Origin of the sequence: uncultured Clostridium sp. (assembly GCF_963515715.1) — a bacterium.
GTDB lineage: Bacteria > Bacillota > Clostridia > Clostridiales > Clostridiaceae > Clostridium_AW.
Genome location: NZ_CAUPZS010000030.1, coordinates 1 through 25,571 on the forward strand (window position 1 = coordinate 1; position 25,571 = coordinate 25,571).

Consider the following 25,571-nt stretch of genomic DNA (forward strand, 5'->3'; position numbering starts at 1 on the left):
CAAGAGCATTCTTCGTACTACCAATAGTTGGTGCATTCTTAATTGACTTTACAAATTCACTTATTATAACAGCTTTTGTAAACTTCTTTAAATAAATAAAAAATAAAAGAACCAATGAAAAATTGGTTCTTTTATTTTTTATTAATAATTTATTTCATATCCATTTTTATAGGTTGACATAGCAATTTCTTTATCTTCTTTAAATACTTTTTCATTTTCATATTGTAAATTTTTATTTGCAACAGCAAGCATTAATTTTATTCTATTTAGCTGATTTACTTCGCTAGCACCTGGATCATAATCTATTGCTGCTATGTTGGCCCCCGGATAAATGGTTTTAAGCTTTTTTATCATACCTTTGCCAGTTACGTGATTAGGCAAACATGCAAAAGGCTGCATACAAATGATGTTTTTAACTCCACTTTCTATAAGTTCCATCATTTCCGCTGTGAGTAACCACCCTTCACCTGTCTGATTTCCAACAGAAACAACTGAAGATGCCATTTCCGCTAACTTATTTACTCTTTCAGGTTCATGAAATCTTTTACTATTATTTAATGCCTTTCTCATATGCTTTCTATACAGTTCCATAGTTTTTATTGCAAAGTTCGAAATAAACTTTGCTGTTCTAGTACCAGAAAGGTTGGAATATTTATAGTTAGAATTATATGCACAATACATAAAAAAATCTAACAAGTCAGGCACAACAACCTCCGCACCTTCATTTTCTAAAATATCTATTACATCATTATTGGCAGTAGGGTGAAATTTAACTAATATTTCTCCAACTACTCCTACTTTAGGTTTTAATATATTATTCACTTCTAAGTTATCAAAGTCCCTTACTATGTTATATATATTTTCTTTATATAATAATATATTTCCATTTCGTACATTTTCCTTGCATTTTTCCATCCAACTATCATAAAGAGCATTTGCAGAGTTTGATATTTTTTCATAAGGTCTAACTTTATATAGAACCCTCATAAGTAAATCTCCATAAACTAGTGCCATTAACCCCTTATTTACTAATGGTAATGATAACTTGAATCCTGGATTTTTTTCTAATCCAATCACATTAGCAGATATTATAGGAACATTTTCAAATCCAGCCTCTTTTAAGCCTTTTCTTAAGAAACCAATATAATTTGTAGCTCTACATCCCCCTCCTGTTTGGGACATAACTACGGAAGTATTATTAATATCATATTTACCAGATTTCAATGCTTCTATTATTTGTCCTATAACTATAATAGATGGATAACATGCATCATTATTTACATACTTTAACCCTTCTTCAATAGCAGCTTTATCAACAGAAGGTAATATATCTAAATTAAATCCTGAAGAATTAAAAGCTTCTTGTACTAGTTCAAAATGTATAGGAGCCATTTGAGGACATAATATGGTATGATTTTTTTTCATTTCCTCGGTAAATATTATTCTTTTCCTTGGTTTTGTAATCCTACTAGGAGAGAATCCATTTTTATCTCTTTCTTTAAGAGCTGCAATTAAGGATCTTATTCTAATTTTAACTGCTCCTAAATTACTTCCTTCATCAATCTTAAGAACTGTATATATTTTTCCAAAAGAATTTAATATTTCTCCAACTTGGTCCGTTGTTACGGCATCTAAACCGCATCCAAAAGAGTTTAATTGCACCAACTCCAAATTTTTTTGTCTTGCTACAAAGCTAGCTGCAGCATATAATCGAGAATGATACATCCACTGATCTACAACCCTTAAAGGTCTTTCTATTTCTCCTAAATGGGCTATAGAATCCTCTGTTAAAATGGCTATTTTAAAGGAATTAATCAACTCTGGTATACCGTGATTTATTTCTGGATCAACATGATAAGGTCGTCCTGCTAAAACTATTCCTTTTTTGCCTGTGTTTTTTAAATATTCTATTACCTCTTCTCCCTTTTTTCTTATATCTTCTTTAAATCTTTTATCTTCTTTATATCCTTCTGAAACCGCCTTTGCTATTTCATCCTTAGTTACACCTAAATCCATAAACTCTTCATATAATCTATTTATTAATTTCTTTTCATTATTTATTGGCAAGAATGGATTCATAAAATTTATATTTTTTTCTTTTAATATATCCATATTGTTTTTTATTACTTCTGGATAAGAAGTCACCATAGGGCAATTGAAATGGTTATTAGCTTCTTTGATTTCCTTTTGTTCAAACGGTATACATGGATAAAATATAAAGTCTACTCCTTTATCAACTAAACTATTTATATGCCCGTGAACTAATTTGGCAGGGTAGCAAGCTGACTCTGATGGTATGGTTTCCATGCCTAATTCATATATTTTTTTTGAAGAGATAGGAGATAATTCAACTCTATATTTCAATTTGGTAAAAACAGTAAACCAAAACGGGTAATTCTCATACATATTTAATACTCTTGGTATACCTATTACCCCTCTTATTCCTTCACTTTTAGATAGAGATTTATAGCTAAATAATCTTTGCAGTTTATATCTGTATAAGTTAGGTATTTCTTCTTTAGTTGTCTCTTTACCTGCCCCTCTTTCGCACCTGTTTCCAGATATAAACTCCCTTCCATCTCCAAAATCATTTACTGTCAACATACATTGGTTGCTACATAACTTACATCTTCTCATAGTAACTGTTACATCAAAATTCACTAAATCTTTAATTGTAGCCAATTTAGATTTGTATCCATCCACATATCTTTCCTTAGCAATTAATGCCGCTCCAAAGGCACCCATTAATCCTGCTATATTAGGTCTAACAGCTTCAGCCCCAGAAATTATTTCAAAGGCTCTTAACACAGCATCGTTATAAAAAGTTCCCCCTTGAACAATAACCTTTTTTCCCAAATCCTCTGGATTTTTAATTCTTATAACCTTATATAAAGCATTTTTTATTACTGAATATGATAATCCTGCTGATATATCTCCTATAGTTGCCCCTTCTTTTTGGGCTTGTTTTACTTTTGAATTCATAAACACTGTGCATCTAGATCCAAGATCTACGGGATTTTTACTTAACAATGCACTTTGGGCGAATTTTTCTATATCCAATTTTAAAGAATGCGCATAAGTTTCAATAAAGGATCCACAGCCTGAGGAACAAGCTTCATTTAACATAATGCTGTCGATTACTCCATCCTTAATTTTTAGACATTTCATATCTTGCCCACCAATATCTAGTATAAAGTCTACCCCTGGTAAAAAAAATTCAGCTCCTTTGTAGTGGGCTATGGTCTCTACTTCACCTTCATCTATTAATAATGCCTCTTTAATCAATCCTTCTCCATACCCTGTAACAGTAGAGTTTACTATCTTCACATCATTTGGCATTATACTATACAATGTCTTTAAAACATTTATAGTAGATTTAAGTGGATTACCTTTATTACTTCCATAATAGGAGTATAGTAATGCCCCTTCATCATCAATCAATACTACTTTAGTAGTAGTTGATCCTGCATCTATTCCTAGATAACTTTTTCCCTTATAATTTCTTAATTCTTTATTTTTAATTTTATGGCTATCATGTTTTAGTTTAAAACTTTTTAATTCATCTTCGTCTTTAAATAATGGAGATAATGCATTGATATGTTCGTTTATTTCACATTTCATATTCTCGAGTTTATTTAAAAGTTCTTTAAAAATAATAGGTGTTTCTTCTTTTGAAGACATTGCCGCTCCTATAGCAACAAATAATTGAGAATTTTCCGGAAAAATCACTTGTCCTTCTTTTAAATTTAAGGTCTCTATAAATCTTTTTCTTAATTCAGATAAAAAATATAGAGGGCCACCTAAAAAAGCAACATTCCCCCTTATTACCTTGCCGCAAGCGAGTCCACTTATGGTCTGATTCACAACAGCTTGAAATATTGATGCAGCAATATCCTCCCTAGCAGCTCCTTCATTTAACAGTGGCTGAACATCTGTTTTAGCAAATACACCACATCTGGCTGCAATAGGATATATGGTTTTATATTCTTTTGCCAATTCATTTAATCCTTTAGCATCAGTTTGGAGCAATGCAGCCATTTGATCGATGAATGCCCCTGTACCTCCAGCACAAGTTCCATTCATTCTCTGCTCTACCCCTCCTCTAAAAAATGTTATTTTGGCATCTTCTCCACCTAACTCTATAGCCACATCTGTCATAGGTATGATATTTTCAACCGTACTTGTACAAGCTATAACCTCTTGAATAAAAGGAACATCTAGCCACTCAGATACTGCTAAGCCACCAGACCCTGTCACTTTTATTGTAACGCTTTTTTCATTAATAAAATCATATACTTCATTCATAATTTTATTAATAGTGTTTTTAATGTCTGAAAAATGTCTTTCATATTTGCTATAAACAATTCTGTCATTACTGTCTAATATGACAACTTTAACGGTAGTTGATCCCACATCTAGACCTAAATGTAATAATTTTTCCATAATGCTATCACCTTTTATCAATATAATTATATAGAATATATGAAAATCACCATATATATAAAATATATGGCTATTATATACTTTGAAGAATATTTAATCAAATGACAGTAATGATGGATTAATCATTAATAAGCTTATAAGTTCATGCTTTTTATGATAAATATACATCCATCTATTATAATCTTATTCTTGCTTTTATTATTTAAATTTTTCTTTATTTTACTTATACATTTTATTCGCTAAATCCTAATATATACCACAATTATAACCCATTATCTATAATATTAAAAGTCTTTAACAATATCTTAACATCTCTCATATACTAGAATATAATTCCTTTAATTCTAAAAAGATGGGAGTTGAATTAAATGAAAGTAGAAATTAAAGATGTTTATATGAACTATCATACCCTGAAAAATTCCACAAGAGCATTAGACAATATTACTTTTTCAGTAGATAGCGGAGAATTTGTAAGCATAGTAGGTCCCTCAGGATGTGGGAAATCTACTATTCTTAATATTGTAGCTGGTTTATTAAAGCCTTCTTATGGAGAAGTATATATAGATGGTGAATTAGTTACTACCGTATCTCCTAAAATTGGGTATATGTTTCAAAAAGACCAGCTATTTGAATGGTTAACCGTATTTGATAATGTAACTCTTGGGTTGAAAATTCATAAAAAATTAACGGATGAAAATAGACTAAAAGTAATGGGACTACTAAAAAATTATAACCTATGGGAATTTAGAAATCACTATCCAAAAGAACTATCTGGCGGAATGAGGCAAAGGGCAGCTCTTATTAGAACTCTAGCTCTAAATCCGGATGTATTGTTGTTGGACGAACCTTTTTCTGCTTTAGATTATCAAACACGTCTTAATGTAAGTGACGAAATATATGAAATTTTGAAAAATGAAAAAAAGACCGTAATTATGGTAACTCATGATCTATCTGAAGCTATTTCCATGTCTGATAGAATCCTAGTACTTACAAATAGGCCGGCAAAAATAAAAACAGAATTTAAGATGAATTTTTGTATAGACAATATATCTCCTTTAAAATGTAGAGAAGCTCCAGAATTCAGAACTTATTTTAACCAACTATGGAAGGAGTTGAATTCTCAAGTATGATCGATTTTAAAAAAGAACATGAAAACTTCGTTAGCAGCGTAAAAAAAAGAAATTTAAGTATTATTATGGTAAGAATATTACTGCTCATATGCTTCTTTTTACTTTGGGAGATTTCAGGAAACTTAAAATGGATCGATCCATTTTTGACTAGTACTCCCTCAAGAATGTGGAAAAGCCTTATAAAAATTTATGATGAAGGCACATTATTTTTGCATATTTGGGTAACTTGCTTCGAAACCATATTAGGCTTTTTATTAGGAACCTTACTAGGAACTTTTGTGGCTATACTTTTATGGTGGTCTGATTTTTTATCAAAGGTATTAGATCCCTACTTAGTTGTATTGAATGCTCTTCCTAAGGTAGCTTTAGCCCCAATAATAATCTTTTGGGTGGGAAATGGTACGAAAGCTATAATTTTAGTTGCCTTATTAATCTCCATAGTAGTAACAATAATTGGTGTGTTAAATGGCTTTAAAGAAGTTGATGAAGATAAAATTAAACTATTAAAAACCTTTGGCGCTTCTAAATTACAAATTTTGATACATTTAATAATTCCTGCATCTATACCAACTTTAATATCAGCTCTAAAAATAAACGTTGGACTTTCTTGGGTAGGTGTAATAATGGGAGAATTTTTAGTAGCCAAAGAAGGGTTAGGATTTCTTATAATTTTTGGTGGACAAATATCTCAATTAGATATGGTTATGATGAGCATCATAATACTATCAGTAATTGCATATATAATGTACGAAATAGTAGCATTTATAGAAAAAAGACTAATTAGGGGACAGTAAAATGTATTTACATGTATATTAATTTATTATCTGGATAATATCTCTAATGAATATTCTTATCTATATAACAATATAATTTACAATAACGAATAACTTCTAGAAAATTAAGGGAGGTTTCCAGATGAACTTTTTTCAAAAAGCAAATGATTATTATAATTTAAAGGATTATAAAAAGGCTATACTCCTATATCAAAAATCCATTGAAGCAAAAGAAAATGAAGCTGCTTCAATGTACAACTCTGCTGTTTGTTTTATTAAACTAAAAGAATATACTGAAGCCATTCCCCTTCTTAAAAAAGCTATCTCTTTAAAAGAAGATAGTAAATATTATTTTAATTTAGGTTACTGTTATGCTATGACAAGAGATAATAAAAAGGCTTTAATATATTTTAATACCGCATGGGCCCTAGACAATGAAGATGAAGATTGCGAAAAAGCTATAAATTTAATAGTTAATAGTTATAAAAATAATCCTAAAAAAAGATAAGCTTGTGAAGAAATCGCTTCGCAAGCTTATTTTTCCCATTCTCCTGCAGTTTTTGATGCTCTGTGATCTGCGTCAAAATTTTTATTATCAAAATAATTGCCGCCCTTATAAAAAGTCACATCAACATTTATCCATCTATCCTCTTCTGGAATATATATCTGATTCCAAGCATGATTAACCCAACTAACTCCATTGAATCCTTCCCCAGTTATTAGTCTTACTTTCATACCATTTGCTCTACCCATTGCCACAAGCAAGCAGGCATAATCAAAACATATACCTTTTTTGCTTTGAAAAGCGTATATGGCACCAGATTTAATATTAAAGTCACCGTCTAACACTTTTTCAGCCTTATCATAATCATAAGATATATTGTTTCCTATCCAATTATATATTATTTTAGCCTTGTCTATTGTGTCAGTTTCTTTAGATACTAGATTTTTAGAAAAAGTATCGATATCATCATTTGATTTAATTCCTTCATTTAAAGTTATTCCATTATAATAAACTATAGTTTTATTATTGACTATATCCTTTGAGTTCTCTTCAACTACTATTTTTAATGAATTATTTATCATACTTGGAAGCTTTCTTGCTAACTTTGATTTAGTAACGGGTATAACAACTTTATAGCATACATAGTTATAAGTTTTTGATGAACTTAAGTATTGGTTAAACATGGCATTATTATAAAATAATGATGTTAAATTTAGCACTAAAGTTATGAATAGCAAATAAGCTATTGCTCTAGGTAACTGAAATACTGCTCCCGCTAAACTTCTAAATACATTACTTTTTCTTTTTAAAAAAGTCTCAACATTATCTAGTAGTGGATAAAAAGTAAAATCATTAAATAGGTGCAAAATTAAAAATGTAATTTTATATAAAATAAGCATTAAGATTGGTATTAGAATCATATATACTATAAAAGGTTTGTCTTCTATATAATTAATTAGACCTTGTGGAATCAACTCATAGATCGCCCTATACACGCCATCATCGTGTTGGATAAATATTTTCCTTCCATAATATATACCTAAAAAAAGTGATAAAATAAAGGAAAGGGTTCTATTTAATTCTTCTATATCTATTTTCAAGTCTTTAGAAGAAAATTTAATCAATAATCCTTTTACAATTGGATATAAAAATATTAAAACTAATAAGGCTGTTATAGGATTAATATTCGGCATCTAACCACCTCAATCATAAAAATCCATTTTTAAAGTTTGATTTAAAGCTCCTTTTATAATATCCCAACTATATCCTTTTCTAAACAGATAATCTCCTAATTTTTTATATATAATTCTCCTGTCATTTTCTGTTTTCATTAGTTGGTTATATTTTTTTTCCGCTAGTTTTAAAATAGCTTCCTCTTGAAATTCTGAATCCACTTCATCAATTTTCTTATTTATTATTTCCTCTTTAATACCTTTAGATATTAAAGCAAATTTTATTTTATTTACCCCTTCTTTTACTATCTTTTCCTTAATGTACATTTGTGCATATTTATCATCATCAATAAAATTATATTCCTCTAAAAAATTTATTACCCTATTTATAGTTTTAGCGTCATACCCCTTCCCTAATAGTTTATCATATATTTGCTTTTGCGTTTTGTAAGTTTTTCCCAAAAACCTCAAACTATCGCCTTTGCATTTAACATAGTTATCTTCTTCTATGATTTCCTCCAAATTTTGTAAATTTATATTTTCGCCTTGTTTAAGCTTGAACCTATACACTATTTCAGCACTACATGCAAAAGAAAATTCATCATCTATATATACATTTACTCTATTCTTATTTCTTTTGCCTACTTCAATCTTAGTAACTACCCCATAGTATCTCCTCCTTGCCTTTCCTTAACTTTCCTTTTGTAAAATATGAATAGTAGGATGATTTAGCACTTTTTTGCTTATATCATATATATCTTCTTTCTTAATATTTTCTAATTCTTTCATATCTTCTATGAAGCCGTGAATGTTATCTCCATCTATCATTTGGTGGATAACGTAATTACTTAAGTCCGTAGGATCCTCTAAAGTAAATACAACTCCAGTTTTCAAAACTTTTTTCATAAGTTCTATGGTATTATCGTCAAATAAAATATTCCACTTCTTTATATCTTCTATACAACTTTCAATTACTTCCATACTTTCCTTTAACTTATCTTCTTCTACTGATGTATATATATATAAAGTTTTAACATAATTTGTTGTATCTAAACTAGTATATACGTCATATGCCAATCCTTTTTCTTCTCTTAACTTCCTAAATAATATTGAATTATTGCTATCCCCCAACTTATGGTTTAATACTCTTAAAGCCAATTCTTCCTTTTTACTTAACCCGTAAAAAGTATATAAATATAGAATAGTACTCTGCTCAATGTCCTTCTTGTGTGAAATAAACGTATCCTCTATATTTTTTTCTATTATGCTATCTTTTAAAGGAATTTCTCCTTCTTTCCAATCTCCAAAATAGTTCTCTATAATTTCACATACATATTCATGCTCATAAGGTGAAACTATAGTTATACAACAGTTATTGGCAGTGTAATGAGTATTGTAAAATTTTAACAAATCCTCTCTACTAAAACTTTTTACATGTTTTTCTGTTCCTAATATATCATATTTAAGTGGACTATTTTTGAATGCTACTTCATTCATTCTTCTAAAGCTATAATCTTCAATGTCATCTTTACTTGTCCTAATTTCAGCTAATATAACTCCTCTTTCCTTTTCTAATTCCACTTCTGGAAAAACAGATTGTTTTATCATATCACTCAATATTTCTATTGAATTATTAAATTCTTCTTTAAGAGCAGTAATGCTATATACAGTACAGTTATGATCCGTATAGGCATTGTACTCTCCTCCTAAAGCTTCTAAATCATTATTAAGCTTTTCATTATCCCTATTTGTAGTTCCTTTAAATAACATGTGCTCAACAAAATGAGAAATACCCTTTTCTGATTTTGTCTCAAATAAGGATCCAACCTTTACTCCTGCATGTATTGAAAAGATTTGAGTTTCTTTTTTTATAGTTATCAACTCAACTCCATTAGATAATCTATATTTATTTGAATCAAACATTAAATACTCTCCTTTAGAAAAAATAATATACTTAGATTATTATAATTTATATTTGGCTAAAATAAAATAATTAATAAAAATTTGACTAAACTATTTTCATGTATTAAAATGTACACGTATTCTTTAAAAGAATATGGACAGTTCGTAACCATCCTGTCCCTAATTAAAACTATGGAGGAGGAAACTTTACATGAAAAAAAACACTAAAAATTTAGCAATCAGTTCTCTTATTGCTGCAATTTATGCAGTAATAACAATGTATTTGACTTATCCCATGAGCTACCAAGCCTCTCAATTTAGAGTAGCAGAAGCTTTAACAGTGCTACCTTTTTTCTCATCAGCTTCAATTTATGGACTTTTTATAGGTTGTCTTATATCAAATTTATTGAGTCCAGTAGGACCCTTAGACATTATCTTTGGTTCTCTTGCTACTTTACTATCGGCTATCCTTACCTATTATATAGGTAAAAGTAATTTAAAGTATAAAAAATATTTAGCTCCTTTACCACCTGTGGTTCTTAATGCCATAATAGTTGGCCCTTTATTACATTATACTTTAAAATGGCCCTTATTACTAACAATGCTTCAAGTTGGCTTGGGACAATTATTGTGCTGTTATGGATTAGGTCTTCCGCTATTATTTGCTATTGAGAAAAACAGTGAAATGAAAAAAATATTTACTTAATATAAAAAAGGATTGATTACTATGACTAAAATATCTTTTAAAGGGAGTGCAATGCTTAATCCCGTTCCTGCGGTTTTAGTTACTTCTAGAAATAAAGATGGTAAAGATAATGTATTTACTGTAGGATGGGTAGGAACTGCCTGCACACATCCACCTATGATAACCATATCTATAAGACCTGAGAGGCTTTCTTATGAATATATCAAAGAAACTAGGGAGTTTGTAATTAACTTACCTACTAAATCTCTGGTAAAGGAAGTAGACTACTGCGGAGTAAGATCTGGTAAAAATATAGATAAAATAAAGCATTTAAACCTCACCTTAGAAAATGCCGATACTGTAAATGCGCCTATTATTAAAGAGTGTCCTATTGCCCTTGAATGTAAATTAAAAGAAATAATACCATTAGGATCTCACCATTTATTTTTAGCTGAAGTATCCTCTGTAAGCGTAGAGGATAGCTTAATAGACGATAAAGGGAAAATACATTTTGAAAATGTAAATTTAATATGCTATTCTCACGGTGAATATTTTCCTATTCCTCAAAAACCTATTGGTAAATTTGGTTTTTCAGTACAAAAACGAAAGAAAAAATAATTTAATTCTTTATACACTCCATTTCTCATAAAATAAATTAGGAGGGATGGAGATGTCAAAATTCAAAAAATTACTATTAATTTTACTTTTTATACTGCTAATTGAGATAATATTAATATACTTAGGATATAAAAATTCAAATAAACATATAAATACAATTTATTTATGTAAGCTGATAAGGTTTTAAAACCTTCAATCCCTTCTCTTAAAATAGAATGAACAGTATAGTTTTACACATACTGTTCATTCTACTATTTAGAGAAAAATACCACTTTAGCTTCTATTTTTTTTCTATCCAATTCTAATAACACATAGGAATACCATCTTTCTTTTAACTTTCTAGTGGGAGATCCAGGGTTTATCATTAGAATTTTATTTCTTGTTTTAATAATAGGTTGATGACTATGACCAAATATTATAATATCTATCTTACTATCCTTAAATTCATTGTATGCCCTATCCATAGCAGTTTTTTTATCTCCATGGCCATGATACATTCCTATTTTATATCCTTCAATATTTATTATGGCTTTTTCTCTTAAATACTCTCTTACATTACTACCATCGTTATTACCATAAACCCCAGCAAACCTTTTTTTCTTTTCAATATTTTCTATTACATTAATAGAATTAAAGTCTCCTACATGGATTATCATATCTACATCACTGAAATATCTATCGATTATCTTCAAGATATCCTCACTGCGTTTAGTAAAATGCGTATCAGATATAACTCCTATTTTCAAATAACCACCTTCTATTAAAATATATGACAATATATCTTATGAATTATTGTGGCAATATGATATTGTTATATACTACTTTATTGTAATCCTAAGTTTTCTATTCTTATAACATTTTCAACTTTAATTATATCTTGTGATGAGCTTACTTTGTCCATAGATTTTTTTATATTGCCTTCTTTAGTATTATGAGTTATGAATACTAAAGAAACACATTCTTCTCTTTTTCCCTTTTGTATAACAGATAACATACTCACATTATTCTTTCCAAATATTGAACATATCTCTCCTAAGACTCCTGGCTTATCCTTAACGGTCATTCTAATATAATATTCACATTCTACTTCGTTTATATCTCTTATTTTAGGAATAGTTGCTTCTTTAAACTTTGAATAATATAGAGGATTATCTCTATTTTTTAAAATAGAAACAATATCTCCTACAACTGCGCTTCCTGTAGGTAACTCACCAGCTCCCCTTCCATACAACATCAGTTCTCCTACTGCATTACCCTTTATCAGTACTGCATTAAAAGAGTCATTTACATTGGCTAAGGGGTGGTTAGCTGATACCATTGTAGGATGTACTCTTAATTCTAGTTCTCCATCTACATTCTTTGCTATTCCTAATAGTTTTACAACATAACCTAACTCTTTTGCATATTCAATATCTATAGGTTTAATACTTGTTATTCCTTCTCTATGAATATAATTTACATTGACTATATTATCAAAAGCTAAGGATGATAATATACCTAGCTTGTACATTGCGTCAAATGCTTCTACATCAGAAGTTGGATCTGCCTCTGCGTATCCTTTTTCTTGGGCTTCTTTGAGAGCTTCTTCAAAGCTTACTTTTTCTCTAGCCATTTTACTTAAAATATAATTTGTAGTTCCATTAATTATTCCTATAATTTCTTCAATCTTGTTAGCCACTAAATTTTCATTTAATCCATTTATTATTGGAATTCCTCCACCTACGCTTCCTTCATAAAAAAGCATTACTCCTTCTTCTCTAGAAGTTCTTAAAAGTGTGCTACCCTTAGTTGCCACAGCCATTTTATTTGCTGTAACTACGTGCTTTTTCTTCTTCATACTTCTTATCATATAGTCTACTGCCGGTTCTATTCCCCCTATTACCTCTACCACTATATCTATACTGTCATCTTCTAATATTTCATTAAAATCAGTAGTTAGTATATCCTTCGATACATTTACTTCTCTTTGTTTATCTATATCTTTTACTAATATTTTGCTTATACTAACTTCATAGCCTGATCTTTTTTTCAATTCAGTACTATTCTCTTCTACTATCTTCCAAACTCCTCTTCCTACATTTCCAAATCCTAAAAGCCCTATATTTACTTTTTTCATTTCTATCCCCCCATACTTTTAATTAAATGAATTATATATAGCTCTTATAGCTCTTTCAAAATCGCTATCTTCTATTCCAATAATTATATTGATTTCGCTTGACCCTTGGCTTATCATCCTTACATTTATATTTTCCTTGGCTAATGTCATAAAAATTTTAGCTGATGTACCAATGGTTCTGGACATACCCCTTCCTACAACAGCAATTAACCCCATATGTGGGTGAATTTCCAGTGAATCTGGACGACATTTTAACTCTATTTCCTTTAATATTCTATTTAATTTCCCATCAAGTTGATTTTGTGCAATTACAAGGGATACTGTATCTACTCCTGAAGGCATATGCTCAAAGGATACATTATTATCCTCTAAAATTGACAATACTTTTCTACAATAGCCTTGTTCTACATTCATCATACTCTTTTCAACGGTTATTACTGCAAAATCTTTTTTACCCGCTATGCCAGTTATAGTGCCACTATAACTAACTGGATCTAAATCATCGATTATTAATGTTCCCTCATCTTCTGGCCTATTAGTGTTTTTGATATTTATTGGTATTCCTGCTTTTCTCACTGGGAAAATAGCATCTTCATGGAGTACTGTTGCTCCCATATAAGATAATTCTCTTAATTCTCTATAACTAATCTCCTTAATATTTTTAGGATTTTCTACAATTCTAGGATCAGCCATTAAGAATCCTGAAACATCTGTCCAATTTTCGTACAAACTTGCTTCTACTCCTCTAGCCACAATGGCTCCTGTAACATCTGATCCTCCTCTTGAAAAGGTCTTTACTTCCCCATTAGGCATTGATCCGTAAAATCCAGGTATAACTGCCTTTTCCACCTTATCAAGCCTTATATATATTTCTTTATTAGTTCTCTCTTCGTCGAAAATACCGTTAGGCTTGAAAAAGATTATTTCTACTGGATCAATGAACTCATATCCTAAATACTTTGCCAGTATAAGTCCATTTAAATATTCTCCTCTGCTAGCAGTATAGTCTTCTGAAGCTCCTTTTTTTATTTTATCTTTTATTTCATCCAAATAAGTTTGAATATTTAAATCTATATTCAATTCTTTTACTAAGTGCCAATATCTATTTCCTATAATTTCAAATATATAATCAAAAGAAATATTTTGCTCAGCATGGGTGTGACATAAATAAAGTAAGTCAGTAATCTTTTGGTCTTCTTTATGTCTTTTGCCTGGAGCTGAAGGTACAACAAATCTTCTTCTCTCATCTTTTTCTATAATCGATTTTACCTTTTTAAATTGACAACTATCAGCAAGAGAACTTCCACCAAATTTAGCTACAATAATATTTTTCATAAATATTCACCTACACTTCATAAATTTTAATAAACATTTACTCTAGCTCCCAAATGATCAATTTTTAATTCTCTAACCTCCCACTTGTCTTCTAAGGTGATTAGATATTTATTAATTTCTTCTAAAAAGTAGTGGTTACTCTCTTCCACCAAAACCATAATTGTAGGTCCAGCACCACTTAAAAATACTCCTAAGCTATTTAGCTCTTTGCAATACGCCGTTATGCTATCATAATTTCTTATTAGCTTACTCCTATAAGGTTGATGTAATTTATCTTCACAACTAACCCTTAACTGTTCAAAGTTGCCATTTACTAATGAGGATATAGTTAATGCTACTCTTCCAACATTAAAAACTGCGTCTTTATAATCTACTTTACTTGGTAACACACTTCTCGCTTCACTAGTAGATAATTCAAAATCAGGAGTTAGTGCACAAAATTTTATTCCTTCTTTTAAATGTAACTTTTCATAGTATACTTTTTCATTTTCAAATATAGCTGTAGTGATACCGCCAACTATTGCTGGAGTAACATTATCTGGATGACCCTCTATTTCTGTTGCTAGCTTTATTATTTCCTCTTTGCTTAAAATATCTCCAAGAATTCTATTAGCTCCTATAAGTCCCCCTGCTATACAAGTAGCACTACTTCCAAGCCCCCTTGATTGAGGAATATTTCCATGGATTTTAATATTAAATTTTTTGTTTTTATATCCCACTTTATCAAATAGTTTTTTTGCACTTATATAAGCTAAACTATTTTCATCTTTAGGATTTGAATTATCATTTTCTTCTATATATAATTTATTATAAAAATTTAATGCTACTCCTAAGCAATCAAAGCCTGGCCCTAAATTAGCACTAGTAGCAGGTACAATTACTTCCACCATACATATCACCTACACCCTTAAATAATCTTTTATAGTATTTCTCATTTCTTCTTTGTTGCATTTAATTTTATGAACTATATCATCCTTTTCTAATTTTTTTAAAGAAGATGGAACTTCTATTCCAGTGTAGGAAGATAATTTATCCCCTAACTTAAAGGCTTCTAAATTTTCATCAATGCCTAAGGCAATACATATATCCTTAGTAAATTTAAAAGGACTAGCAGTGCTAACTAATACAGTCTTTGTATTATCTTTTTTCCCCTCTTTGTAATCTCTGTAAGCCTTGTATCCTACTGCAGTATGAGTATCTATTAAATATGATTGATTTTCATATATCTTTTTAATAATTTCATAAGTTTCTTCATCTGTTGCAAAGCTTGAATAAAAATCATTTAATGATAACATCATATCCTCTGATAGAGTATACTCACCTTTTTCTTTCAAATTCATCATCATTTTTTCTACTTTTCCCTCATCGCTTATATGGTATAACAATCTTTCTAAATTACTAGAAATAAGAATATCCATAGAAGGAGAAGAGGTTATTTTAAACTCTCTATTCCTATTGTAATTCCCTTTATTAAAAAATTCCCAAAGCACATTATTTTCATTAGATGCGCAAATTAATCTGTTTATTGGTAAACCCATTTGTTTAGCATAATAAGCTGCTAATATATTTCCAAAATTCCCAGTGGGAACAGAAATATTTATACTTTCCCCTAAGGCAATGTATCCTTTTTTCAACATACTTGTATAAGAATAAATATAATAAACTATTTGTGGTAAAAGCCTTCCTATATTTATTGAATTTGCAGAAGACAAAATATATCCATTGTCCTTTAACTCTTTATTGAATTCTCTATCTTCAAATATTTCTTTAACCCCATTTTGGGCATCATCGAAATTACCATTTATACCTACAACTAAAGTATTTTCTTCTTTTTGAGTTATCATTTGAAACTTTTGTATTGGACTGACACCATTTTCAGGATAAAATACTATTATTTTTATTCCATCAACGCCACCAAACCCTTCTAATGCTGCCTTCCCTGTATCTCCTGATGTTGCCGTTAATATGACTACATCTTCCTTTATTCCTACCTTGTTGCAAGCAACCCTCATTAAATATGGCAGTATAGATAGTGCCATATCTTTAAAGGCTAGAGTAGGACCATGGTATAACTCTAAATAGTATTCATCCCCTTTTTTCACTAAAGGACTTATCTCTCTACTTTCAAACTTATTATCATAAGCATTGTTCACACAGTATAATATTTCTTCTTCAGTAAAATCTGTAAGATACTTTTTTAGCACATATACGGCTAATTGTTTATAATCATACTCGATCAATTCATCGAAGGATAAATCTATTTTAGGAAAATATGTTGGAATATATAATCCCCCATCATTAGCTAGTCCATTAATAATAGCCTGAGAAGAACCTACCTCTTCATTTCCCCTAGTGCTTTTATATAAAAGTTTCATTGTTACCACCTCATAATAAATACTTATAGATTATATATTATATTGTTCGCATGGCATAGTCAAGTGTTTTTTATGCAAAAACATATTTATTATAATCATAGGAAGAGAATATTAAAAAGGCATGTAAAGCATGCCTTTTTATATATAGTTTGTTATTTTTTATTCTTGCCTAACTTTTTAGATTCATTTGAGGTACCTATTTCATTTGAAGTTTCCACTCTCATTTTTGCTAGTTCTTTTTTAGTTTTTTGCCCAGCTTTCTTGTTATCTTTACTGTTCTTATTGTTCTTGTGTGCCATTTTATTTCTCCTCTCTGCTTATGATGTACAGTTATAATGTAACCAATATTTAATTTTTTATTAGTTCCTCCACCTTGCCACCATACTCTATTCCAGCGCATACTCCTTTATCTTCATATAAAATTGCCCCTGTTTTATTACATTTAAGTTTTAAATAAACTTCCCCAGTTAATGTTTCTTTAGCTAAAGGTATCATTTTATCTTCTCTTGGGCCATTACATAAAAAATATTTATCTTTATCACTCTTTGCAGTTATATATAAAGAATAATTCTTATTTTTAGTTTCAATAATAAAATCTTCATTGTATCTCCATATTTTTAAATTACTTTGATTAATTGTTGTAAATTTATAAAACTTGTTTCCAATGGATAATCCTATTAAAAATCCATCAAAGCTGCCAAATAAAAATGGTACTTGACCTATAGAGCAGCTTATGGAAGCTTTATTGCTAATGAAATTATTACATTGCATCCATATCCATCCATAAGGAAAATCCCTTCCCCAGTTTTTTTCAATATATCCTTTTCCTCCTGTGAAATCTATATGTTCACCGTTTATATTGAGACATCCTTGAAGATTCATGTCCATAACAGATACTTGACTATAACATTGCATAAATGGTAAATAATTATAAAAACCCATACTTCCAGGATTTATTATCGTATCGGGCCACTTTAAGATATCTTCAAACAAAACTTTTCCTTTAATATCTACATGTTCATTTTTAATATTTAGCTTAATGCCCTTTATAGAAAATATATTTTCTCCAATATTTATTGCAAACTTATCTTCCCTACATTTAAAATTTTTCACCTCATATTTATTGTAATAATATTCCGCTTCTTTTCCATATAATAACTGAATAAATGCATGAGAATAATTTGAATTATTCCCCTTAAAAATTCCTGGAATAAATGAATAGGCTCTTTCCTCTTTACTATCTACTAATTTAAAATACCATCCTTCAAAAAAATTACCTTTTTTACCTTTCCCATGATATAAATCTGGATTCAGCTTTTTCCTCATTAGACTTATCTCCCCATTCTTATGTTATATACATAGTTTTACCAATATACTTTAATATTAATCTTAAGATTGATTAACCTATAATTTTATATAATAAAAAAAGGTGTCTGTAATAGACACCTCTTTTATCCAACAATTAATGGTATAAAGTCATCATCATATTTTTCTAACATATATGAATCATATTTTTTATTTCCCATTAATTTTAATATTATATCTTCTTTTTTATATCCCTCTTTGTGAAGTTTACAGGATTTCATAAGCTTTTTAGCTCTATTCTTATTTATATATAGTACTTCTCCAATTTCTTCAAGGGTGTAATATTCTTTATATAAAATCTCACACAAATGTCGTTGCATTTCCATCTTATAGTGCATATCTACTCTCCAATTTTTGTGAGGGCCATTACCTCCCCTGTGATGCTCAGAACACAAGTATTTATAATTCAAACTAAAGTCTATTCCTCCCTGGCATCTATTAACTATATGATGTATTTCGGCCTTTCTACCGCATACTTCACATTTAGCCAATAAATTCCCTCCTTCTAATTTTATATTTCACTATTATTATACTACTTTTAGTAAGAATTTTAAAATACCAATTATTTCAAATTATCATATACTTCCTTCAAATTTTCCCTCATAGCATCTATATATCTTTTTTCCCCTCTATTTTCTAGAGTGTAAATAACTTTAACTCCAGCACCAACTTCTTTAGCTAAGGTTTCTGAGACCTTTGTACTTATATTTTCTTCAACAAAAATAGTTTTAATTCCATTTTGTTTACAATAGTCCACTAATTCTTTCATTTTTTTAGGAGTTGGTTCTCCTTCCGCAAATACGCCTTCTACACTCCTTTGTTCTAATCCGAAATCTCTACAAAAATAACCAAAAGCTTCGTGTCCAGTAACAAAATTTTTATTTTTCACTGATTGAAATTTAGTTTTATATTCATTTAAAAGCTCACTAACTTCTTTATTAAACTTATTAAAATTTTCTTCATAATAATTTTTGTTATCTCCATCTACCTTAATTAAAGCATCTTTTATATTCTTTGCTTGAACTATGGCAGTGCTTAGCCCTAACCAAGTATGAGGATCATAGCTTCCATCATGATTATGGTCATGGTTATCCTCCTCTTCTTCTGAAACTATTATAGGATCAACCCCTTGAGAGGCTTCAACTATTACTGTATCTTTATCTATTGTTTCTAATAATTTGTCTACCCAATGTTCCATGTTAAAACCATTATAAAGAAATACATCTCCTTGGTTTATATTCATTATATCTTTTGCTTTTAACTCAAAATCATGAGCCTCTCCGCCCTCTGGCACTACTACCTCTATATTTACTTTATCTCCACCTATGTATTCTGTTATCTCCCTCATTGGATTAAATGTAACTATTACATTAACTTTAGATTTATCTTTGTCTCCATTTGACACCTTTTTACTATCACAACCACTTAACGTAAATAGAAATATTGCAATTACTACTAATATAATTTTATTTTTCATCTTATACCACCTTCCGCAAAAACGAATGCAAATGATTTGCATTATTCGCTATATATCATATTATTATTAACTTTTTCCATTGTCAAGTATATAGTACAATTATGTTGCAAATAATTTGCATATGGGTATATAATATTAATGTTAGAATTTTTTACGGAGGCATTTACCATGATAAATATAGATAATTTATGTTTTTCCTATAATGGTTCAAGTCCATATGGGTTAAACGGTATTAATTTACACATTGAAAAAGGATCATATGTATCTATTATTGGAGAAAACGGAAGCTACAAAAGTACTATGCTAAAATTAATATTAGGTCTTATAAAGCCTTGCAAAGGGAATGTAAGTATAAATACCAGTAAAATAGGGTATGTTCCTCAGAGAGCTAACTTCAATACTGATTTTCCAATTACTGTTTATGAAATATTAAAATGTCATGCTGCCAATTTAAAAATAAAAGATAAAAGTGTAATAAATCAATGCTTAAGCCAAATGTGCATATTAAATTTAAAAAATTCTCTTATAGGCAATCTATCTGGTGGACAACAACAGAAGGTTTTTATTTCAAGGGCATTAGTTGGACACCCAGATTTGATTATATTAGATGAACCTTCAACGGGAATAGATTTAAAAAGTCAAGATGAAATATATACATTCCTTAAGGAATTAAACAGAAACCATGGCATTACAATAGTATCTGTAGAACATAATTTTAAAGCCGTAACAGAAAACTCTACTCATATAGTTAAAATGACCAATGGTGAAATGAACTTTTATACTATTGAAGATTTCTTAAGTAGTATAACGGAAAAGTAATTAAGGAGGAATTATGCTACAATATTCTTTTATACAAAATGCTATTATAGCTGCTTTGCTTATTTCTATTATATGTCCTTCTGTGGGAACTTTTTTAGTGTTAAAAAGATACTCTACCATGGGAGATGCACTAGCACATTCTTCCTTTGCTGGAGTTGCCCTAGGACTTGTGTTAAGTTTTAATCCAATACTATCTGCATTTATCTTTACTTCAATTTGTGCCCTGCTAATAGAATTACTTAGGAATTACTATAAGCAATATGAAGAAATTATTTTAGTTATAATAATGACTTTAAGCGTTGGAGTTGCCATAACATTAATAAGTTCTGGTAAAGCAAAGGGAAACGTGAACTCCTTCTTATTTGGAAGCATACTAACGGTTTCTAAAATAGACCTATATACCATGCTCATATTGAGTGTAATTTCTTTTATATTATTATATTATTTATATAATAAGCTATTATATATAACCTTTGATGAAGAAGGTGCAAAAGTTATAGGGATAAATGTTAAATTTGTAAACTATGTATTCTCTTTACTTGTAGGAGCAACCATATCCCTATCCATAAGAATAATGGGTATACTAGTTATTTCTTCTATAATAGCTATACCAGTGGCTACAGCCTTACAATTAAAAAAAGGATTTAAACAAACCTTTTTTCTATCTATCATATTTGGTTTTATTAATATATTGCTAGGATTAATACTATCATTTTACATAGATTGTGCTCCTGGTGGAACCATTGCAATTACATCTGTAATTTTATTATTACTAATAATTATCTTTAAAAGAAATAAAGACTAATTTAAAGTTATATAATAATTATTATTTAAAATTAATTGACTTCAAATAATAATTATTATATAATAGTATAAATAACATTAGAAGGATGGTGTTTATGGATAATATAACTGCTATATTTAAAGATAAAAAATTAAAATTAACCCCACAGCGCATTGCAGTGTATAAATATTTGAAATCTACAAAAGAACACCCTTCTGCCGAAATAATATATAAATCATTGCAAGATGAATACCCTACAATGAGCTTAGCTACGGTATATAAAGCATTAAAAACATTGGTAGAAGTAGGCCTTGTACAGGAGATTAATGTAGGTGAAGGTAATTTTAGATATGATGGAAATATCTGTCCTCATTCTCACATCCAATGTCTTCAATGCGGTAAAGTAGATGATATAGAAATATGTTTTCAGGATTTAAATGAGAAAATCTCTTCTTATACAGATTATGATGTTCTTACAAATCAAGTTTATTTCTATGGAATATGTAAAGATTGCAAACAAAAATAGTGGTAAAATTACCACTATTTTTGTTTATAAACTTCTTTCAATATGGTCTCCCATTCCTTGCCATTATATTTCCCGGATAAAATCTCTTCAATTTTAGCTGTCAATGCAATGTATAAATTTTCAGGTAAATTATAAGAAAATAACACACCGTTTTCATTATTCTCTTCTAAATGTCTTCTAATTGTGGTACCAATGCCTGTAAGGTTTTTGTTTGCCTCTATATTCCCTGTTATATAACCTTTGCCTAAAAGTTTCTTTTGAGTTTCATCACTATATACAAATTTAACAAACTCACCAACTTCTTCGCCATTTCCTCCATTTACAGGTGAACATAGTAAAGCATTAACAATAACTGGAACACTCCCTTTAAATGATACCATAGAATCATAATCTTCTACTAACCCAATATTATATTTATTCAATTCATTATAATAATAAGATGTGGATATAATTAGTGGAATATCTCCATTAACAAATTTTTTTATTGTACCCTCATTACCTAATTCAAAAGTATTTTTATTTATAACTCCTTTTTTATATAAATTCTGTACATCATCTAACAGACTTTGAAATTCTTTTCTTTCCTTATAAAAATCCTCTGAAAAATCATATATACAGTCTATTTTATACATATTTTCTTTATCTCTAACTACTAAAGAGGATATTGCACTATAAATATCTAGATCTTCCGTTAAAATTACAGGTACTCTAATAGATGATTGATTTAAATTTTTAAGAAGCTCGTATAAATCACTTACTTTTGTGGGAGTTGGTAATTTAAGTTTACTTAATTCATCTTTGTTATAAAAAATCTCTATGGTATAGGGAATTATGGACATACCATAATATTTATCACAATACCTTCCATAAGATTTGAATGTATTATAATATTTTTGATTAATCTTATTTTTTTCATAAAAATTTGATAAATCATTTAAATACCCTCTTTTCTGTAACTCTATCATATTATTTCTAGAAGTTATAATTATGTCTCCTATTTTTTCTTTTGACACATCCTCCACATTTTTTATTCCATTGGAGTTATTAATTTTCACATTAATTTTAGGGTTTTCCTTCTCGAATTCTTCCACTAAAAATTTTATTGTATTTAAACTGTGTTTATCTTTTATGTCAATGAATATATTTAATTCTTTCTCATTTTTTTTATTTTCTCCTTTATTTTTACATCCCCAAAAATTAAAACTAAATATAAATATTATAAACAAACATAAAATTTTTTTATAATTTATAGCCTTTAGTTTATTAAACATATATCTCACCCCAAAAGTTTATTTATCTTATTTTGTGCAAAACAAAATAAATATATAATCCTTTTGAACAATTTATAATTATAAAATAAAGGCAAAAAAAACAAATGGGACCATATGGTCCCAAGGGGGATGGGGGGTTCTAGCATCAAATAAAGTTATGTGACTCTATTTAGTGCCATGGAGATTTTATCTCCATTTTCATTTATTATGATAACCACTTTATAAAGTTTTATTCATTATTTTCATTTATTTTATAAATATTTAAAATATTTTTTGCTTGATTCACTATATCTTCCTTTAATGATTGAGGTTCTAATATCTCAGCTCCATAACCAAAGCTCAATATCCATTTTTTCACACTGTCTATTTCATAAATGTACATAGTTAATATTATATCTCCATTATCTAGCTCTTCTATTTTTTGAGAGCTACACCATCTGCTATTTTTTATATATTTATTGTAGTCCTTAGTGAATTTTATTTTAACAAATATTTTTCCTTTATCAAAAACTCCCCAATTTTCCATCATAAATTCTTTTAGTGAAAAATTTCTTGGCTTTATATAAATATCTTGTGTAGGGGTAAAATTAATTATTTTATCAATTTCATAAGTATTAACTTTATCTGATAGCTGAGAATAAGCTATTAAAAACCATTTTCCTTCCTTAAATAATAATGAATATGGATCTATTTTTTCCTCTATGGAATATTTTTTCACCATTTTAAAATATTCTACCTTAATACTTTTCCCTTTTTCTATGGATTTATTTATCATAGTTATTTTCTCTTCTAAATTGATTTTATCTCCAAACTCCTCTATATTTAAAAAATTTTTTTCAAGTAGATTTTTTAATTCATAATCTTCTTTAAAGGAAGAATTTTTAATCTTGGATACAGCATTAGTTAAATAATTTTTAAACGGCAAATCACTATTTTCACATATATTTTCCATAGCAATTAAAGCCTGTAATTCTTCCATTGTCAGTTTAGGAGGCCTGATATATACGCTATCGTCTATATAAAAACCACCGTATCTTCCTTTTATGGTATGCACTGGAATATTTGCAGCATTTAAATTATTTATATATCTATATATAGTTTTTTTATCTACTTCTAAAATTTCAGCTAATTCTGAAGCTGTAGCAGTTTTTTTATACTGTAAATTAATAAGTAATTGAATTAAATGACCTAATTTAGACATATTTAATACCTCCTAAGTTTCTATATAGATAAGTCGTTATTAAACTTATATTTTTAAGTAATTTTTATGATTTTTAAAAATTTCTATAATATTTTTCAAATTTCTATAGTGTTTTTTTGAAAATATTATATTTTTATGAAAAAAACTTGTAATATTTATTTATTTACTTAAATATAAATATTTAAGGCCACTAAAAGGAGGTATTGTTATGTTCATGTCAAATGACCGTGATAAAAATATAAATAAAATAGAAACCTTAATAGGAGAAGGTTGTAGTATTACAGGTTCCTTAAAAGGTGAAAATCTATTGAAATTAAATGGATACTTAGAAGGTAATATTATATGGCAAGATGATGTCTTAATTGGAACTACAGGATATTGTAAGGGAGATCTTATATGTAAAAATGCATACATAAATGGTAAGATTGAAGGTAACGTAACTTGTGAGGGCATATTAACAATAGAAGATACCGGACAAGTTATGGGTGATATATCAATTAGAAATATAATTGTAAAAGAAGGCGGATTATTAGACGGGAAATGCTGCATAATAAAGTAATAGAAAGACCTCTGTCTTTCTATTAAATAACTTTATTTAGTTAATAATCTTCCAATTGAATATAATTGTATTATTCTATCAACAATTGCTCCTCTTTCTGCATTTACCATAGGTTTTATTGCATATAGTAGTTCTAATGTCTGATCATTACTGTTATTTTTTGAATTTATGTTACTTTCAACTGCTCTATTGTTTACTGGGTTGGATGAATTACCTAAATTACCTAAATTACCTAAATCCCCTAAATTCCCTAGATTAAAATTAGCCAGTAAATTTGATAGCTGTTCTTGATCTATATTATTTAACATATCCATTATATTATTGCCGTTGTTACCGTTGTTACCATTATTATCATTAATAAAATCTCCATTGTCTCTATTTCTACCGTCTCTACTATCGCTATCTCTATCTCTGCCTCTATCTCTGTCTCTGCCTCTATCTCTATCTCTATCTCGTTTATGTTTCTTCTTCGACATCTTCCCCCTCCTCTACTAAATGGTTATATTTATTATAAG

24 protein-coding genes and 1 pseudogene are annotated in these 25,571 nt (G+C 28.9%); 9 read left to right on the top strand and 16 right to left on the bottom strand.

Annotated elements, in window-relative coordinates; all coding sequences use genetic code 11:
* Nucleotides 1–141 precede the first annotated feature (141 nt).
* The gene (locus tag RYO54_RS16715) at nt 142–4,443 is read right to left on the bottom strand and encodes an acyl-CoA dehydratase activase-related protein (protein ID WP_315121330.1); all 4,302 of its coding nucleotides are present in this window, start codon (nt 4,441–4,443) and stop codon (nt 142–144) included.
* 368 nt (nt 4,444–4,811) lie between these two features.
* On the opposite strand from RYO54_RS16715, the gene RYO54_RS16720 reads away from it, so the two are divergent.
* From RYO54_RS16720 to RYO54_RS16730, 3 genes are all read left to right on the top strand, one after another.
* Nucleotides 4,812–5,573, top strand: coding sequence for an ABC transporter ATP-binding protein (locus RYO54_RS16720; RefSeq protein WP_315121333.1), 762 nt, complete (start codon nt 4,812–4,814; stop codon nt 5,571–5,573).
* The gene (locus tag RYO54_RS16725; protein ID WP_315121336.1) at nt 5,570–6,367 is read left to right on the top strand and encodes an ABC transporter permease; all 798 of its coding nucleotides are present in this window, start codon (nt 5,570–5,572) and stop codon (nt 6,365–6,367) included. Before RYO54_RS16720 ends, RYO54_RS16725 begins: the two co-directional genes overlap by 4 nt.
* Nucleotides 6,368–6,488: 121 nt before the next feature.
* Nucleotides 6,489–6,854: a tetratricopeptide repeat protein gene (locus RYO54_RS16730; RefSeq protein WP_315121339.1), complete on the top strand. Its 366-nt coding sequence runs from the start codon at nt 6,489–6,491 to the stop codon at nt 6,852–6,854.
* 26 nt (nt 6,855–6,880) lie between these two features.
* Here the strand turns inward: RYO54_RS16730 and RYO54_RS16735 are convergent, their stop codons facing one another.
* From RYO54_RS16735 to RYO54_RS16745, 3 genes and pseudogenes are all read right to left on the bottom strand, one after another.
* Complete coding sequence (locus tag RYO54_RS16735) at nt 6,881–8,044, bottom strand: transglutaminase-like domain-containing protein (protein WP_315121341.1); 1,164 nt, start codon at nt 8,042–8,044, stop codon at nt 6,881–6,883.
* Nucleotides 8,045–8,053: 9 nt separating this feature from the next.
* Nucleotides 8,054–8,677 (bottom strand): annotated as a pseudogene (recX, locus tag RYO54_RS16740) (recombination regulator RecX); the annotation flags it as partial.
* A gap of 36 nt (nt 8,678–8,713) precedes the next feature.
* Nucleotides 8,714–9,946 (bottom strand): pitrilysin family protein, encoded by a 1,233-nt coding sequence (locus tag RYO54_RS16745; protein ID WP_315121343.1) that lies wholly within the window; start codon nt 9,944–9,946, stop codon nt 8,714–8,716.
* Between the two features lie 190 nt (nt 9,947–10,136).
* Between RYO54_RS16745 and RYO54_RS16750 the strand changes: the two genes are divergently transcribed.
* Both RYO54_RS16750 and RYO54_RS16755 read left to right on the top strand, forming a co-directional pair.
* The gene (locus RYO54_RS16750; RefSeq protein ID WP_315121346.1) at nt 10,137–10,631 is read left to right on the top strand and encodes a QueT transporter family protein; all 495 of its coding nucleotides are present in this window, start codon (nt 10,137–10,139) and stop codon (nt 10,629–10,631) included.
* 21 nt (nt 10,632–10,652) lie between these two features.
* Nucleotides 10,653–11,228 (top strand): flavin reductase family protein, encoded by a 576-nt coding sequence (locus RYO54_RS16755; protein WP_315121349.1) that lies wholly within the window; start codon nt 10,653–10,655, stop codon nt 11,226–11,228.
* A 251-nt stretch (nt 11,229–11,479) separates the two neighbouring features.
* Here the strand turns inward: RYO54_RS16755 and RYO54_RS16760 are convergent, their stop codons facing one another.
* The 9 genes from RYO54_RS16760 to RYO54_RS16800 all read right to left on the bottom strand — a co-directional run bounded on the left by RYO54_RS16760 (nt 11,480) and on the right by RYO54_RS16800 (nt 19,896).
* Nucleotides 11,480–11,974: a metallophosphoesterase family protein gene (locus RYO54_RS16760; RefSeq protein WP_315121352.1), complete on the bottom strand. Its 495-nt coding sequence runs from the start codon at nt 11,972–11,974 to the stop codon at nt 11,480–11,482.
* Between the two features lie 77 nt (nt 11,975–12,051).
* Complete coding sequence (locus RYO54_RS16765) at nt 12,052–13,344, bottom strand: homoserine dehydrogenase (RefSeq protein WP_315121355.1); 1,293 nt, start codon at nt 13,342–13,344, stop codon at nt 12,052–12,054.
* Nucleotides 13,345–13,362: 18 nt separating this feature from the next.
* Nucleotides 13,363–14,679 carry an aspartate kinase gene (locus RYO54_RS16770; protein WP_315121358.1) on the bottom strand — a complete coding sequence of 439 codons (1,317 nt, stop codon included), beginning with the start codon at nt 14,677–14,679 and terminating at the stop codon, nt 13,363–13,365.
* Between the two features lie 26 nt (nt 14,680–14,705).
* Complete coding sequence (thrB, locus tag RYO54_RS16775) at nt 14,706–15,569, bottom strand: homoserine kinase (RefSeq protein WP_315121360.1); 864 nt, start codon at nt 15,567–15,569, stop codon at nt 14,706–14,708.
* Between the two features lie 9 nt (nt 15,570–15,578).
* Complete coding sequence (thrC, locus tag RYO54_RS16780; protein ID WP_315121362.1) at nt 15,579–17,054, bottom strand: threonine synthase; 1,476 nt, start codon at nt 17,052–17,054, stop codon at nt 15,579–15,581.
* 152 nt (nt 17,055–17,206) lie between these two features.
* Entirely contained in the window at nt 17,207–17,353 is a 147-nt protein-coding gene (locus RYO54_RS16785; protein WP_315121366.1) for a small, acid-soluble spore protein, alpha/beta type, read from the bottom strand.
* A 49-nt stretch (nt 17,354–17,402) separates the two neighbouring features.
* Nucleotides 17,403–18,380: a tocopherol cyclase family protein gene (locus tag RYO54_RS16790; RefSeq protein WP_315121369.1), complete on the bottom strand. Its 978-nt coding sequence runs from the start codon at nt 18,378–18,380 to the stop codon at nt 17,403–17,405.
* Between the two features lie 125 nt (nt 18,381–18,505).
* Nucleotides 18,506–18,910: an HNH endonuclease gene (locus RYO54_RS16795; protein WP_315121372.1), complete on the bottom strand. Its 405-nt coding sequence runs from the start codon at nt 18,908–18,910 to the stop codon at nt 18,506–18,508.
* A 71-nt stretch (nt 18,911–18,981) separates the two neighbouring features.
* Entirely contained in the window at nt 18,982–19,896 is a 915-nt protein-coding gene (locus RYO54_RS16800; RefSeq protein ID WP_315121374.1) for a metal ABC transporter solute-binding protein, Zn/Mn family, read from the bottom strand.
* A 168-nt stretch (nt 19,897–20,064) separates the two neighbouring features.
* On the opposite strand from RYO54_RS16800, the gene RYO54_RS16805 reads away from it, so the two are divergent.
* The 3 genes from RYO54_RS16805 to RYO54_RS16815 all read left to right on the top strand — a co-directional run bounded on the left by RYO54_RS16805 (nt 20,065) and on the right by RYO54_RS16815 (nt 22,025).
* Nucleotides 20,065–20,715 (top strand): metal ABC transporter ATP-binding protein, encoded by a 651-nt coding sequence (locus RYO54_RS16805; protein ID WP_315121377.1) that lies wholly within the window; start codon nt 20,065–20,067, stop codon nt 20,713–20,715.
* 13 nt (nt 20,716–20,728) lie between these two features.
* Entirely contained in the window at nt 20,729–21,520 is a 792-nt protein-coding gene (locus RYO54_RS16810) for a metal ABC transporter permease (RefSeq protein WP_315121380.1), read from the top strand.
* Nucleotides 21,521–21,614: 94 nt separating this feature from the next.
* Complete coding sequence (locus RYO54_RS16815; protein WP_315121382.1) at nt 21,615–22,025, top strand: Fur family transcriptional regulator; 411 nt, start codon at nt 21,615–21,617, stop codon at nt 22,023–22,025.
* Nucleotides 22,026–22,039: 14 nt separating this feature from the next.
* On the opposite strand, the gene RYO54_RS16820 is transcribed toward RYO54_RS16815, so the two are convergent.
* Together RYO54_RS16820 and RYO54_RS16825 are read right to left on the bottom strand one after the other, a co-directional pair.
* A complete protein-coding gene (locus RYO54_RS16820) occupies nt 22,040–23,296 on the bottom strand; it encodes an ABC transporter substrate-binding protein (RefSeq protein WP_315121385.1) in 1,257 nt (418 codons plus the stop codon).
* Between the two features lie 229 nt (nt 23,297–23,525).
* On the bottom strand, nt 23,526–24,497 hold the full coding sequence (locus tag RYO54_RS16825) for a transcriptional regulator (protein ID WP_315121386.1): 972 nt from the start codon (nt 24,495–24,497) through the stop codon (nt 23,526–23,528).
* A 208-nt stretch (nt 24,498–24,705) separates the two neighbouring features.
* Between RYO54_RS16825 and RYO54_RS16830 the strand changes: the two genes are divergently transcribed.
* Nucleotides 24,706–25,056 (top strand): polymer-forming cytoskeletal protein, encoded by a 351-nt coding sequence (locus RYO54_RS16830; protein WP_315121389.1) that lies wholly within the window; start codon nt 24,706–24,708, stop codon nt 25,054–25,056.
* Between the two features lie 32 nt (nt 25,057–25,088).
* Here RYO54_RS16830 and RYO54_RS16835 read toward each other — a convergent pair whose 3' ends face one another.
* The gene (locus RYO54_RS16835; protein ID WP_315121391.1) at nt 25,089–25,532 is read right to left on the bottom strand and encodes a hypothetical protein; all 444 of its coding nucleotides are present in this window, start codon (nt 25,530–25,532) and stop codon (nt 25,089–25,091) included.
* Between the last annotated feature and the right edge of the window lie 39 nt (nt 25,533–25,571).

Bases quoted from the DNA above. Each gene is read 5' to 3' on its own strand.
- RYO54_RS16830 (WP_315121389.1), top strand. From the start codon at position 24,706: ATGTTCATGTCAAATGACCGTGATAAAAATATAAATAAAATAGAAACC.
- RYO54_RS16820 (WP_315121385.1), bottom strand. From the start codon at position 23,296: ATGTTTAATAAACTAAAGGCTATAAATTATAAAAAAATTTTATGTTTG.
- RYO54_RS16720 (WP_315121333.1), top strand. From the start codon at position 4,812: ATGAAAGTAGAAATTAAAGATGTTTATATGAACTATCATACCCTGAAA.
- RYO54_RS16825 (WP_315121386.1), bottom strand. From the start codon at position 24,497: ATGTCTAAATTAGGTCATTTAATTCAATTACTTATTAATTTACAGTAT.
- RYO54_RS16785 (WP_315121366.1), bottom strand. From the start codon at position 17,353: ATGGCACACAAGAACAATAAGAACAGTAAAGATAACAAGAAAGCTGGG.
- RYO54_RS16755 (WP_315121349.1), top strand. From the start codon at position 10,653: ATGACTAAAATATCTTTTAAAGGGAGTGCAATGCTTAATCCCGTTCCT.
- RYO54_RS16770 (WP_315121358.1), bottom strand. From the start codon at position 14,679: ATGAAAAATATTATTGTAGCTAAATTTGGTGGAAGTTCTCTTGCTGAT.
- thrC (WP_315121362.1), bottom strand. From the start codon at position 17,054: ATGAAACTTTTATATAAAAGCACTAGGGGAAATGAAGAGGTAGGTTCT.
- RYO54_RS16735 (WP_315121341.1), bottom strand. From the start codon at position 8,044: ATGCCGAATATTAATCCTATAACAGCCTTATTAGTTTTAATATTTTTA.
- RYO54_RS16790 (WP_315121369.1), bottom strand. From the start codon at position 18,380: ATGAGGAAAAAGCTGAATCCAGATTTATATCATGGGAAAGGTAAAAAA.
- RYO54_RS16730 (WP_315121339.1), top strand. From the start codon at position 6,489: ATGAACTTTTTTCAAAAAGCAAATGATTATTATAATTTAAAGGATTAT.
- RYO54_RS16715 (WP_315121330.1), bottom strand. From the start codon at position 4,443: ATGGAAAAATTATTACATTTAGGTCTAGATGTGGGATCAACTACCGTT.
- RYO54_RS16800 (WP_315121374.1), bottom strand. From the start codon at position 19,896: ATGAAAAATAAAATTATATTAGTAGTAATTGCAATATTTCTATTTACG.
- RYO54_RS16805 (WP_315121377.1), top strand. From the start codon at position 20,065: ATGATAAATATAGATAATTTATGTTTTTCCTATAATGGTTCAAGTCCA.
- RYO54_RS16750 (WP_315121346.1), top strand. From the start codon at position 10,137: ATGAAAAAAAACACTAAAAATTTAGCAATCAGTTCTCTTATTGCTGCA.
- RYO54_RS16815 (WP_315121382.1), top strand. From the start codon at position 21,615: ATGGATAATATAACTGCTATATTTAAAGATAAAAAATTAAAATTAACC.
- thrB (WP_315121360.1), bottom strand. From the start codon at position 15,569: ATGGTGGAAGTAATTGTACCTGCTACTAGTGCTAATTTAGGGCCAGGC.
- RYO54_RS16725 (WP_315121336.1), top strand. From the start codon at position 5,570: ATGATCGATTTTAAAAAAGAACATGAAAACTTCGTTAGCAGCGTAAAA.
- RYO54_RS16745 (WP_315121343.1), bottom strand. From the start codon at position 9,946: ATGTTTGATTCAAATAAATATAGATTATCTAATGGAGTTGAGTTGATA.
- RYO54_RS16835 (WP_315121391.1), bottom strand. From the start codon at position 25,532: ATGTCGAAGAAGAAACATAAACGAGATAGAGATAGAGATAGAGGCAGA.
- RYO54_RS16810 (WP_315121380.1), top strand. From the start codon at position 20,729: ATGCTACAATATTCTTTTATACAAAATGCTATTATAGCTGCTTTGCTT.
- RYO54_RS16765 (WP_315121355.1), bottom strand. From the start codon at position 13,344: ATGAAAAAAGTAAATATAGGGCTTTTAGGATTTGGAAATGTAGGAAGA.